This window comes from Pseudomonas sp. 13B_3.2_Bac1 (assembly GCF_025466205.1).
Classification (GTDB): Bacteria; Pseudomonadota; Gammaproteobacteria; order Pseudomonadales; family Pseudomonadaceae; genus Aquipseudomonas; species Aquipseudomonas fluorescens_H.
In genome coordinates, this window is sequence record NZ_JANLOG010000015.1 from 1 (window position 1) to 13,495 (window position 13,495).

Genomic DNA, 13,495 nt, shown 5'->3' on the forward strand with positions numbered 1-13,495 from the left:
CCCCACCCCCGCTCGCACAGGGGGATTCTCAGGGGGAGTGACACCGCTGATCTGAAGCTTGGCCGAGTCCGGCACTTGCCCCGGGCCTGACAGTCAAAACTGTGTCGGCTGCGCTGTCCTGCTGCGGTCGTGGGTCTTTCAGGAGGCCGTCATGCGTGTTCAGAAACTGTTTCGTCGAGTGTTGCTCGGTGCAGTGCTCGGGTTTGGGCTGTCCGGATGTTATTACTACGGGCCTCCCGCCGATGTTTACTACGCCGCTCCCTACTACTATCCCGGCTACTACTCACCTTATTACTACGGCGGATATTACGGCCCGCGCTACTACGGCGGCGCCCGTTACTATTACGGTGGTTACGGCTATCGCGGTGGTTATGGTCGCGGTTACCACGGCGGCGGCTATCACGGTGGACACCACTGATCGGCAGCTGAATGACAGTGTTTTGCAAATGAACAGGATTTCATTAATCACATGTTTCAACTTGTTACGGAAGCGCACCAGATTCGGAAAACGCTGTCAGATCATTCGTCAGTCACCGAATAACCGACTGATGCCTGCCAGCGTCGCTGGTGTGGCTCACTCGCGGTCCAGGAGGCCGCCATGTATCGACGAATTCTACTGCTTGCTGCGATGATGTTTTCCGTTGCCGGTTGCGCTCCCTACTCCTACGCAGATAGCTATTACAGCTCGGAGGTCTACACCTCACCCGCTCCGGCCTACTACAACACTGGTGGCACGTATTACAGCGGTGGCAGCACGTATTACTCGGCCCCGCGCTACTATCAGCCTGCGCCGCGTTACTACCAGCCCGCGCCACGGTATTACTCGCAACCGCGCTACTACCAGCCGGCCCCGCGCTATTACGAAAGCCGTCGCTGGCACGACAATGATCGCGGGCGCTGGGACGGCCACCGCGGTGGTGGTTGGGATCGTGACCGCGGCGGCCGAGATCATCACGGTGATCGGGGTGACCACGGCGGGCGAGGCGGTCGCTGGTAATCATCCGCAAACAAAAAAGCGGCGCATTGAGCGCCGCTTTTTTTGTGCCTGTCGAAAATTCGTATGTTGCTCCATCTCCTAGGAAGTTCTCGGAAGCCTCCTACAGTTTTATTTCTGAATAATTGTTAGCGTTTGTATGCGCCTATTGAAGCTGGAAGCTTTCAATTTACGGAGCTATATAAACACGGAAGTTTTTCAGGCATGCATTTACTTATCATTCATCAAAATTTTCCCGGTCAATTTCGCCATGTTGCATTGGCGGCGCGTCGAAAGGGTTTCAAAGTACTTGCAATTGGTCGTGATACGGCACCGGGTATTGCCGGGGTGAAACTGCTTCGGTATCGGTCCTCAATAAGAGACTCGAATAGCAGCCATGCTTATTTGCATGGATATCAAACGGCTGTGTTGGATGGGCAGCGTGTTTTGGTCTTGTTGAAGAAACTCAAACAACAGGGTTATCGACCCGATGTGATTCTTGCTCATCCCGGGTGGGGTGAAACGTTATTTATCAAGGATGTATATCCGGATGCACCACTGATTCACCTCTGTGAATATTATTATCGAGCACAGGGGGCAGACTCAGGTTTTGATCCTGAATTTCCACGTGCGTCCGATGCTTCCTCAAGATTAAGAGTTTTGAACTCAATGCATCTGTTGAATCTGGAGCAGTGTGATATTGGAATTGCCCCAACAGAGTGGCAACGAAGTCTTTTTCCGAAAAGCTATCAATCTAAAATTCGCGTGATTCATGAAGGTGTCATCCAAACGCCTCATGCCGAGAAAGTTAAGGCTGTAACTTTAACCAGTGGCTGTGTACTTAAGGCACATCAGCCAATAGTGACGTACGTTGCCAGAAACCTTGAACCCTATCGTGGATTTCATACATTTATGAGGTCCATCAGCCATATTCAGGCTGAGTGTCCGACCGCTCAAATAGTCATTGTGGGTGGAGATGAAGTCAGCTATGGGCGGTGGCCTGTTGGGTATGAGAATTGGCGAGACAAGATGTTATCGGAGGTGGATTGCGATTTTTCCAATGTGCATTTCACCGGGAAGCTGCCTTACCAGAAATATAGAGCTGTTCTGCAAGTTTCAACGGTGCATGTTTACTTGACGTATCCGTTCGTTTTGTCCTGGTCCTTATTGGAGGCCATGTCGGCTGGCTGTGTGATAGTCGCTTCTGATACAGCTCCGGTGAAGGAGGTCGTTGTTCACGGGTGTAATGGGATTCTTGTCGATTTTTTCCAGGTTGAATCAATAGCTGCCAATGTATGCAGCGTTTTAAATTATCCCGGTGATTTTGAATCTATCAGAAAAGCTGCGCGGCTAACGGCAAACAGTTTTGATGTCAGTGCTGGTCTGAAGGGCTATTTTCAGGTTTTTGAAGATGCGATGGCTGGTCGATTCTAACTAGCGTTTTCGTCGTTTTAAAAGGGATATTTGAAATGTTCAAGATGTCACGCAAGGATGCTTTTAGACGTTGTAACGCCTTACTGAAATATGGTCTGGTTTTGCTGGTGTGCTATTGGGTGGTGGATTTTTATATTGAATGGGAGGAGGCGGCAGAACGCAGGGCGACTTACCAAAAGGAACAAGGTGACTGCAGTAAAAAACTGGCGGGTATGGAACAGGTGCCAATACCGGGCGGGAGTCTTCTTGATCGGAGTCGGATACCCGGATTTTATTTCGGATCGAATTTGAGAAGTGACGGGTCATGTATAGCCGAGACTCTCGAGGGATCATTTTGGTGGACGGGTAGCGAACTTCGTACGGAGTATGAGATGAGCGGGATAGAAAAGCCTTCCAGTTGGGGGTATTTCCGGCTTGCGGCGAGACTCTACACCCGGAAGGAGCGCACTGAGCCGCACAGCATGGGGTATCGACATGCAGATTGGCCGGATGATCTGATTGTGGAACTAAAAAATTATCCAGGATTAGAGCTTTGGCTTAATGCTCCTCCGCCTCATTTCAAGAATGAGTTTTCCATTACCACATTTGTTATGCGTAATTGGCGCCGGCATGACGGAACACCTCGGACGATAAGTTGTGATGGATTGAATCATCCTGGCGACAAGATTCAGGCCGCTGGTTTGGGCAAACAAGACTTGTTGAAGCTTAACAAAGAACAGTTGGAAAATTTGGACTTTGGAGTGTTACAGACCTACTGCACAGTCGAGCTCTACAGTTTTGATTTTGCAGGTGGGGACGGACGTATCGGGCTGGACACAAGTTCGTTACGAGGTGCGCCTGAAGCGATTAAATTTGTAAGCGACTATCTTTCACGCTCCATAATTACAGGGAAGTAACTATGAGTTATGTTTTTGATGATTTAGAAAAGTCAATGGTGCTACAGGTTGCGAATACTTCTGAGGGGATGTGGTTTGATCAGGATGCTGAGAGGTATATAGCCTCTGCGGAACAGGGGCGAAACTGTGCTTCCTTTTATCGGGTTTTATCTAAAATCATTGGCGAAAAATTTTCTGAGGATGTTCTCTTTGAGAAAGATGTAATTGATGTTTTGAAGAGTGCCAGACTTTGGCTTAATGTCGCAATTGATGCTAATGGTGGGCAGGGGGCTTACTCCGCTCTGATTCGCGCCTACACCATGCGGCAAGGGGAACTTCGATTACGTGAGAAATTTACAGAATCGAAAATGCAGGCCTCCTCAAATCAGGTTGCAGTAAATTTCATGAATATACTGTTATATGGATCGGTTAAGGGCGATTTGGCTCCTTGGACAGTGCCCTCAATCAGTCAAATCGCAGGTATTGATGCGAGCGCTATTGGAGAGGTTTTATTCCTTGATGATCTTGGCAAAGACGATACCGCTACAAGCCGTAACGCAGGTTGGTCTGGAACCATCGGTTTCAGCCTGTTAGGTGGCAAACCCCCGTATGAAACCTGGAGATTGATTTCCGCAGGCGACCCTGGCTCAGAAATCAAAGGTAATCATGAACTGGCTAAAGCTAACAGGCTCGATGATTTCAAGAATATTCTATTTGCCATTGACTCATACAGTGTCGGCCTACGCGCTGCGGTCAATAACTTTGGTGTCAATGTGCTTGAGAGCGTGTTTTCGGTAGTGCCTGAGCAAATCAAAATTGCAATGGCCAGTGGAAACACCAATCCCTTGATCCAGTACGTGGTGAAAGGCACACCTGTTTCGCCTATCGTTGATCTGATCTTGCGATATGGCGTAAATGTTTTTTTTGACATGTTCAAGCGAACATACGACGGCGACTCTAATGCCGCGCCCACCACCGAGGAAACGTTTGCGTCCAATGTGTACGCATTTTTCTCAGCGTTTACACCAATTCAATCCCAAAGCATCGTTACCAAGACTATCAGCGAATATGGCAGTGCTACAGCATGGGCCAAGCTCGCCGCGCAAGACACACCGGTTGGCTTGGCTTTGCGCAATTCTCTGAAACAGCTAAGTGAAATAGTCATAGAAAAAGATGACGGTTTTCCCGGTCGTGGCTTGGAACTCTATGATCCTGCCACGGGTGAAGGCTTTATTACTGAGCAGTGGATTTTTGATCGCGCAGAAATGTTGGCCCGGTTGATATCCAGAACCCATGGTTCGTTCGGAGAAAACACACTGCAGAAGTTTTCCTATTCGGATATAGGCTCAGGCAAACAAGCGCCCATGACGACTGGCGTATCCAATCCGCTGGTGATGTTCGGTGACGACGGAGGGCGATCTTTCGGTGGTGCGATAAATGCCGATCATCTGTATGGCGGTGAGGGCAATGACTCGATCAGTGGACTGGCAGGTAATGACGTTATTGAAGGTGCTCGCGGTAACGACTCGTTAAGCGGTGGCGACGGCAATGACGCGCTATACGGGATGGCGGGTGATGATGTTTTGATCGGCGGCAAGGGTAACGATTCTCTGACCGGTGGCGAGGGTAATGATCGGTACGCGTTTTACAGTGGTGACGGAATCGATGAAATTTTCGATGCAAATGCTGATGGGCAGTTATTGATAAATGACCGTCCGATTCCCGCCCTCAAACGCAGTGCTCTTCTGAGCAACACATGGTTCACGCAAGACCGATCCATAACGTTGACGCTCATTGAAGAACTCACGGAAAACACACTGAACATCCGCTACGGCCAGAGCGATCTGATCGTAATCAAGCACTACAGGCCGGGAATGCTGGGTGTTCAGCTCCCCGACTTCGATGGCCACACCTTTTCAACACCCGATCTGGTTATCCAGGGTGACTGGAGAGCCGCCGATACGGACCCCAATGTTCCCGGTGATCAGCTTTCCTACGATGACTTGGGTAACGTTGTGCTGTTGCCAAATGTAAAACAGAGGAATAAGGCCGACGCACTTTACGGATCGCCCAAAGACGACATCCTCCTTGGGCTTGGCGGCTCTGATCGACTGCTCGGGCAAGCTGGAAACGATCAATTGTTTGGAGACAAACAGTCAACCCTTGAAAAAGCTCTGGCTGATGGTGTCGCCAAGGGGAAGGTCGGTCGTGGCGATTGGCTGGATGGTGGGCAGGGCGATGATCTGCTGGTGGGTACTGCCTCTGGAGACGTGCTGCTCGGTGGCAACGGTCGAGACACACTGGCTGGGGGGGCGGGTGATGACTTCTTGCACGGCGACGATACCACTGGGGTACTGGAGCAAAACTGGAAATATAAACGACATGAAGTCGTTCTTGCCCAAGGCGTCATCAGCTTGCGCACCACCTTCGACAAATCCTCCGTGAAAGATGCATTGGAAGGAGGCAACGACGTTCTGTACGGCCAAGGCGGGAGAGATGTTCTCTGCGGCGGTTGGGGCGAGGATGTGTTGGATGGCGGAACTGAAGATGATCAACTGAGCGGCGACGGGGGAGACGACACCCTGACGGGCGGCAGTGGCAACGACACATTGTTCGGAGACAATCTTGATTGGGGTGGAGGACTCCAAAGCGGACACCATGGCAACGATCTGCTGGAGGGAGGCAGTGGCGACGACGCTCTCGCTGGCAACGGCGGTAGCGACGTCTTGTATGGCGGCCCCGGCAATGATGCCCTGAAGGGGGATGACGACGTATTGGATGGTGTGGCGGGTGACGCTAGTCATTTCTTCGGACGTGACTTTCTGGACGGTGGTGCGGGCGATGACACCCTTTGGGGCGGCGGTGCTGATGATTTGCTGTTTGGTGGGGCAGGAAATGACGAGCTGGTTGGCGATTACTACGACCATCCGATTCGCCACCACGGTGATGATTTCCTTGATGGCGGTATGGGTGACGACACGCTCCAGGGATTGGGTGGCTCCGACACACTGATAGGCGGGCCGGGCGCTGATGCTCTGGATGGTGACCAGCCAAACCTGCAATCCGGCGGCACCAATGATGACCTCGTTCGAGGCGGTGCCGGAAACGACACCCTTTGGGGGGGCTTGGGCGCCGATACGCTTTACGGCGGTGATGACGATGACTTGATGTCTGGCGACTACGAGCAGACGCCTGAAAGCGAACAGGGTGCAGATTATCTGGACGGTGGTTCAGGCAACGACACGTTGCTGGGCGGCGGTGGAAACGACACGTTATTTGGCGGGGAGGGTGTGGACTATCTGCGCGGTGACTCAGGAAATAATGTGTTTGATGGCGGGGCCGGTAACGACTACCTGGAAGCGGGGGGCGGAGATGATATTTACTATTTCGGAGCTGGTGATGGGCTTGATGTAGTTGTAGACGCCGGTGGCAACAATGTCATGAAGTTCGGAGCCGGTTTTTTTGCGGACAATCTGAAGATTGAAATTATCGATATTGAAATCGGTCTGGTATTGCGGCTGGCCAACGGAGTAGGTGACGCCGTTCTGATAAAAAATCACGAGACGTGGCGAGACTCAACTTTCAGTTTCAGTGATGGAGTGGTCTTGAGCTACCAGGATGTCATCAAGAAAACGCTTGCTCCGGTAGTTGTGATCGAACCGCCGGTAATGGAAGTGGTGGACAAGGCAGACATAGAAGAAACAGAAGACACGAGTGAATACAGCGGTATCGCAAGCGTTCCCGTCGAGTCAGCCATTGATGTTTCGAGCGAAGGAAATGAGGCTGAATTGGGTGATGGCATTGAAGGGGTGGAAAAATTCCTTGGGGAAATTCAAGGAAGGCGTTCGAAAAACAGGCAAGCCACGGGTTTCACCCTCAATGATCAAGGTGTCTGGGTCAGAAATCACATTTTCACGACTGATACGGGTTTCATCACTTATTCCGACTTGATTGACGAAAGCATCGAAAACGGATCTTTGTCTGACACACCGCAGTGGATGAACGCTCCATCTGGCAGAGCTGTGTACAGCGACAGGCAGACGAGCTCTGCATCCCACTCCCATTTCAAAAATACAAAGGTTGAGGGGGCAGCAAACCCATCGAACCATAAACCTCAATATTATCGATCTGGTTCGGGTAGCGGTTTTTCGTTTAAAACAGGAGACGTGCTGGTAGAGGATAGAAACAAGTCAGGAACTATCGAAGGTTGGTACATCTATCCTGCAGCAAGCTTCAACTCTGGCGAAACTGTCCGTAAAGAATTTCGCCGGGATGTAAAGACCGAAACCATCAAGCACAAGACTGTACAAGGTGACGCCGGCGGCGGACGAGTGAACCTGGAAGTCGGGAATACCTTTCATGGCGGTAAGGGTGATGACCTGATAGTCGCTTATGCGCTTACCCCACTTGATTATGGTTCGGTAAATGACAGATTACCGGGGGCCATACTATCGGCTGGAGCGGGCAACGATACGCTGCTCGGATCCGAGGGGGCCGATTATTTAATCAGCGGTTCAGGGATTGATTGGCTCTACGGTGAAAATGGTGCCGATACCTACACTGTGCAAGCACACGCTGGCGCAACGACCATTATTGCGGATGTACTGAGTCCTGTTTTTCAGCGCCCGGAAGTGGGTGTGACGGGGTGGAAAGACGAGTATGGGCGGATCGATCAAGATGTTGTCATTCTTCCAGATGGGGCAAGGCTGGAAGAGCTGCAGTTAAGTTGGGGGGCGGTGTTGATTGAAACAGTCAATATCGAATTGGCCCCCAATCCGTCACGTGACAACTATCGCCATCCACCTCGGGCGAAGATGCTCTATTCGACCCTCGATATCAAATGGGGGACTCAGCAGGTTCGTATCGTTTTACCCAATGCAGGGGATCTCCAGGGCTCCGGGATCGAAGTCATAAGGTTTGCCGACGGCACCAGCGCCAGCCTGAAGACTCTTCTGGAGTCTAGTCAACTGGGCCCTGCCCCGGATACTTACCATAATGCCGTCGTCATTGATAATGCGACGCCCGCCCAATCTATTCGAGATGCTCAAACGCTGCCGCTGGTGGGCGGTCACGGTAATGATTTGCTGACTGGTAGCTCTGGCGAGGATGTGCTGCTGGGTGGGCCAGGTAATGACACGTTGTCCGGCGGGGCGGGCGATGATGTTTATAAATATGATGGTCTTGGCAGGGACGTGATTGATAACTCGGGCGGTGGTATTGATGGAATCGATTTTTCAGATGTTGACTTGAATATCGGGCAATTGAAATTCCATCGCGAAGGTGATGATCTGGTAATAGTTGTGAATTACGGTGTTTCACCGAAGATGCGAGTGTCCAATCATTTTTCTGCAGGGGAAAGCGCCATCGGCTATATAAGGGTTAGAGGCGAAGGTAAAGCGACTCAGGACTATACTGCCACTGAAATTGCTGAACGTTTGCATCCTCTTCCTCCGTTAAGGGATGTGGAGGATATCTTGATTAAGAATAACGAGGAGTCGTCAATCGCTATTGCGGAAATAGTTAAGTTTTACGAGTTGAATGTTTAGGTTTAATAAGGTCAGTTAAAGCTTGCCCGCGATAGGCGACAAGCGGGACTATCGCGGGCAGTTGCCAATTAATACTGCGACAGATCCGCCAACGGATGCCGACCTTCCCAGACCTTGTGAAAGTGCGCTTCCACCACCGCGTCCGGCACGGTATTGACGTCCGGCCAATGCCAGTGCGGTTTCTGATCCTTGTCGATCAGTCGCGCCCGCACCCCTTCGCTGAATTCCGGATGCCGGCAGCAATTGAGGCTCAGGGTGTATTCCATCTGAAAGACTTCGGCCAGCGACAGGTGGCGCGCACGGATGATTTGCTCCCAGACCAGGTGCGCGGTCAGCGGCGAACCCTCGCTCATGGTTTTCGCAGCACGGGCGATCAGCGGGTCGCTGCTGTCACGTTGCAGGCTGATGGCTTTCCAGGCGCAGGTGACGTCGCTGACGTCGAGCAGTTCGTCGATCTGCCGGCGGCGCGGCAACCACTGCGCCTCGGGCATCTGCCCCACGGCTTCCTGTTGCAGGGCCTTGAGCAGACTGTTGAGCTGCATGTCGGTCTGTTCCTGCCAGTTGAGTTGCAGCAGGCCTTCGATCAGCTGTGGTTGCTGCTCTTCAAGCAGAAAGCGGTCGGCCAGATCGAGATCGATCGCATCACGCCCGTTCATGTGCGCTCCGGTCAGACCGAGGAACAAGCCGAGCTTGCCCGGCAACCGTGACAAAAACCAACTGGCCCCGACGTCCGGATACAGACCGATGGTGATCTCCGGCATCGCCAGGCGACTGCTCGGCGTGACGATCCGCGTGCTGGCGCCTTGCAACAGGCCCATGCCGCCGCCGAGCACGTAACCGTGGCCCCAGCAGATCAGCGGTTTGGGGTAGGTGTGCAGGCTGTAGTCCAGGCGATATTCGGCGGCGAAAAACTGCGCGGCCAGTGGTGGGACTTCACCGGGATGGGCGCGACAGGCTTCCACCAGGCTGCGCACTTCGCCGCCGGCGCAGAATGCCTTGGCGCCGTTGCCGCGCAGCAATACGCAGACGATTTGTGGATCCTTGGCCCAGGCGTTCAGCTTGTCGCTCAGGGCGTTGATCATCGGCAAGGACAGCGCGTTGAGCGACTTTTCAGCATCCAGGCTGGCGATCCCGAGGCGGGCGCCGTCGGTGCCGGTGAGTTCTTCGAAGTGCAGATTCATCGTGACCTCGATCGGGAATTTGAACGATCAGTATGATCGCTGTGTGGGAAAGTGCCGGATCTGCGTCAGATCAATTGACAAGCGTGGTCGGCTTTCCTAGGGTTCGCCCCATTGTTTTTGCCGGGTATGACCATGACTGCTGACGACCGTATCAAACTCGAACCGAGCTGGAAGGAGGCACTGCGTGCTGAGTTCGACCAGCCTTACATGGCAGAGTTGCGCACTTTTCTGCAGCAGGAGCGGGCGGCCGGCAAGGAAATCTATCCGCCGGGACCGCTGATTTTCAACGCGCTGAATTCGACGCCGCTGGATAAAGTCAAAGTGGTGATCCTCGGCCAGGACCCGTACCACGGCCCGGGCCAGGCCCATGGCCTGTGCTTTTCGGTGCAACCCGGCGTGCCGGCTCCGCCGTCGCTGGTCAACATCTATAAAGAGTTGAAGCGCGACCTGAACATCGACATTCCCAACCACGGCTACCTGCAGAGCTGGGCCGATCAGGGCGTGTTGATGCTCAACACCACCATGACCGTCGAGCGGGCCAATGCCAACGCGCATAAGGACAAGGGCTGGCAGTTCTTCACCGACCGGATCATTGAAGTGGTCAGCGAATGCCAGCCGCATCTGGTGTTCATGCTGTGGGGCGCACATGCGCAGAGCAAGCAGAAGCTGATCGACGCGACCAAGCACCTGGTGCTGACGTCGGTGCATCCGTCGCCGTTGTCGGCTTATCGAGGCTTCCTGGGGTGTGGGCACTTCAGCCGGACCAACAAGTTTCTTGAGCAGAATGGTGAGGCGCCGATCGAGTGGCGGTTGCCGCCGGTTTGACTGGATGACCGGACCGGCCCCTTCGCGAGCAAGCCCGCTCCCACATTGGTTTTGCGGCATGCACATAACCAATGTGGGAGCGGGCTTGCTCGCGAAGAAGGCAACTCGGTCTATCGGTGTTACTCGGGATTACGGTTCCAATACTTGAACAACGGCTCCGCCAGAAACAGCACAAACAGCAACCGCATTACCTGCATCGCCGTCACCAGCGGTACCGACAGTTGCAGGGTCTCCGCCGTCAGGCTCATTTCGGCGATGCCGCCGGGCATCATGCCCAGCGTCAGCGAACGCAGATCCAGATGGGTCAGCGCACTCAAACCCAACGCCGCCAATGTCGCGATCAACATGGTCAGTGCCGTGCCGATCAGCGTACGTCCCATGAATGACGGCGCGCGGCGGAAGAACTGTCGATTGAAGTGACAGCCCAGCCCGCTGCCGATCAGCCATTGGCCGATCTGGCTGCCGCCATCCGGCAGGCCGATGTGCAAATCCCAGGCAATGCTCACCGTGGCACTGACCAGCAGCGGCCCGAACAGCCACGGATTGGGCTGACGCAAGCGTTGCCAGAGCCAGGCGAGCAGGGCGCCCGTGGGAAACAGAATCGCCAGCCAGCGCCAATCGACGTTGCCGGCGTGGGAAATCGGCGTGCCGTCGCCCAGCAGATACTTGAACGCAGCCGGCACGCACAGCACCACCACCAGCACCCGCAGACTTTGCCCCGCCGCCACATGGCTGAGCAGCGCGCCATTGCGTGCGCCGAGGTTGACCATCTCGCCTGAGCCGCCGGGCATGCTCGAGAAAAACGCCGTGGCACGATCCTCGCCGGTACGGCGCATCAACCACACGCCGACCACCGCCGACAGACTGGTGACCAGCGCACCGAAGAAGATCAAACCGAAATGACTCAGCACCTGCTCCATCACCACCGGGGTGAAGTGCAGGCCGATGCCGATGCCGACAATCCATTGGCCGCATTTGCGCCCGCCAGGGATCTCGGTCAATTGCCAGGGTGTCAGGCAGCGCACCAGGATGATCGCCAGCAGCGAGCCGACCATCCACGGCAGTGGCCAGCCGATCTGGCTGGCGATAAAACCGCCAAACAGACCGACCAGCGGGGTGGCCCACCAGTTTCTGAGGGAAGACCGATCAGACATCGGCGATGGCGCGTTGCGCTGCCGAGCGTTTGCGCCAGATGCGCAGCAGCGGCATCAGCAACATGATCGCGGTCAGGACCCAGACACCGAAGGTGATCGGGCTCGACCAGAGGATTTCCAGCGCACCGTTGGAGATCGACAGCGCGCGACGCAGGTTCTGCTCCATCAGCCCACCGAGAATGAACCCGAGCAGCACCGGCGACAGCGGGAAATCCAGCTTGCGCAGGATGTAACCGAAGATGCCGATGCCGACCATCAGGAACAGGTCGAAGGTGGTCGCATGCACCGCGTACACGCCGATCCCGGTGATGATCGCGATCACCGGCACCAGTGCCCAGTTCGGCACGGCGAGGATGCGGGTGAAGATGCGGATCATCGGGATGTTGAGGATCACCAGCATGATGTTGGCGATGAACAACGAGGCAATCAGGCCCCAGACGATGTCCGGTTGCTGTTGGAACAACAGCGGCCCCGGGGTGATGTTGTACAGCGACAGCGCGCCGATCATCACGGCGGTGGTGCCCGAACCGGGTACGCCGAGGGTCAGCATCGGCACCAGCGCGCCACAGGCCGAAGCGCCGATCGCGGTCTCCGGAGCGGCGAGGCCACGGGCGTCACCCTGACCGAATTTGCCGCCAGCACCGGCGATGCGTTTTTCGGTCATGTAGGCCACGGCACTGGCCAGCGTCGCGCCGGCGCCCGGCAATACGCCCATGATGAAACCCAGCAAGCCGCAACGGATGTTCACCACGAACACCGACGCCGCTTCCTTGAAGTTGAACATCATGCGCCCGGTGGCCTTCACCGCTTCCTGGCCGCGATGGGTTTTTTCCAGCAGCAGGAGGATTTCACTGACCGAGAACAGCCCCAGCACCAACACCACGAACTGGATACCGTCGGTCAGGTGAATGTTGTTGCCGGTGAAGCGGTACACGCCGCTGTTGGCGTCGATGCCGACGGTCGACAGGAACAGCCCGATCAGCGCCGCAATAAAGGTCTTCAGCGGTCGATCGCCGGCCATGCCGCCGAGGCAGACAATCGCGAACACCATCAGCACGAAGTATTCCGCCGGGCCGAAGGCAATCGCCCATTTCGCCAGCAACGGGGCGAACAGCACCATGCCGCAGGTGGCGATGAACGCACCGATGAACGAACTCCACGCCGACAGCGACAGGGCGACACCGGCCAGGCCTTGACGCGCCATCGGATAACCGTCGAGGGTGGTCATCACGGTGGAGGCCTCGCCCGGAATGTTCAGCAGGATCGAGCTGATCCGCCCGCCGTACTCGCAGCCCAGATACACCGCCGCCAGCAGAATCAGCGCCGACTCCGGTGGCAGGCCAAGGGCGAACGCGATCGGGATCAGCAGGGCCACGCCATTGATCGGGCCCAGGCCCGGCAACAGCCCGACCACGGTGCCGATCAGCGTGCCGGTCAGGGCCGTGACCAGGTTGTACGGACTCAGCGCGACGCCGAAGCCCTGACCCAAATAACCGAGAGTATCCAT

At 54.9% G+C, this 13,495-nt stretch carries 9 protein-coding genes; 6 read left to right on the plus strand and 3 right to left on the minus strand.

Translation table 11 applies throughout. The features are described from left to right. Nucleotides 1-151: 151 nt before the first annotated feature. The 5 genes from NTD85_RS02405 to NTD85_RS02425 all read left to right on the plus strand — a co-directional run bounded on the left by NTD85_RS02405 (nucleotide 152) and on the right by NTD85_RS02425 (nucleotide 8,828). Nucleotides 152-418, plus strand: coding sequence for a hypothetical protein (locus NTD85_RS02405; protein ID WP_103520405.1), 267 nt, complete (start codon nucleotides 152-154; stop codon nucleotides 416-418). Between the two features lie 180 nt (nucleotides 419-598). Further along, entirely contained in the window at nucleotides 599-997 is a 399-nt protein-coding gene (locus tag NTD85_RS02410; RefSeq protein ID WP_003222524.1) for a hypothetical protein, read from the plus strand. A gap of 201 nt (nucleotides 998-1,198) precedes the next feature. Next, entirely contained in the window at nucleotides 1,199-2,407 is a 1,209-nt protein-coding gene (locus tag NTD85_RS02415; protein ID WP_262141336.1) for a glycosyltransferase family 4 protein, read from the plus strand. 35 nt (nucleotides 2,408-2,442) lie between these two features. After that, the gene (locus NTD85_RS02420; RefSeq protein WP_262141337.1) at nucleotides 2,443-3,303 is read left to right on the plus strand and encodes a hypothetical protein; all 861 of its coding nucleotides are present in this window, start codon (nucleotides 2,443-2,445) and stop codon (nucleotides 3,301-3,303) included. 2 nt (nucleotides 3,304-3,305) lie between these two features. Then, nucleotides 3,306-8,828 carry a calcium-binding protein gene (locus tag NTD85_RS02425; protein WP_262141338.1) on the plus strand — a complete coding sequence of 1,841 codons (5,523 nt, stop codon included), beginning with the start codon at nucleotides 3,306-3,308 and terminating at the stop codon, nucleotides 8,826-8,828. Between the two features lie 68 nt (nucleotides 8,829-8,896). Here NTD85_RS02425 and NTD85_RS02430 read toward each other — a convergent pair whose 3' ends face one another. Continuing rightward, entirely contained in the window at nucleotides 8,897-10,009 is a 1,113-nt protein-coding gene (locus tag NTD85_RS02430) for an enoyl-CoA hydratase/isomerase family protein (RefSeq protein ID WP_003222532.1), read from the minus strand. A 132-nt stretch (nucleotides 10,010-10,141) separates the two neighbouring features. Between NTD85_RS02430 and ung the strand changes: the two genes are divergently transcribed. Next, nucleotides 10,142-10,834, plus strand: coding sequence for a uracil-DNA glycosylase (gene ung / locus NTD85_RS02435; RefSeq protein WP_262141339.1), 693 nt, complete (start codon nucleotides 10,142-10,144; stop codon nucleotides 10,832-10,834). Between the two features lie 119 nt (nucleotides 10,835-10,953). Here ung and NTD85_RS02440 read toward each other — a convergent pair whose 3' ends face one another. After that, nucleotides 10,954-11,988 carry an AbrB family transcriptional regulator gene (locus NTD85_RS02440; protein ID WP_262141340.1) on the minus strand — a complete coding sequence of 345 codons (1,035 nt, stop codon included), beginning with the start codon at nucleotides 11,986-11,988 and terminating at the stop codon, nucleotides 10,954-10,956. Continuing rightward, complete coding sequence (locus NTD85_RS02445) at nucleotides 11,981-13,495, minus strand: tripartite tricarboxylate transporter permease (protein ID WP_003222538.1); 1,515 nt, start codon at nucleotides 13,493-13,495, stop codon at nucleotides 11,981-11,983. Before NTD85_RS02445 ends, NTD85_RS02440 begins: the two co-directional genes overlap by 8 nt.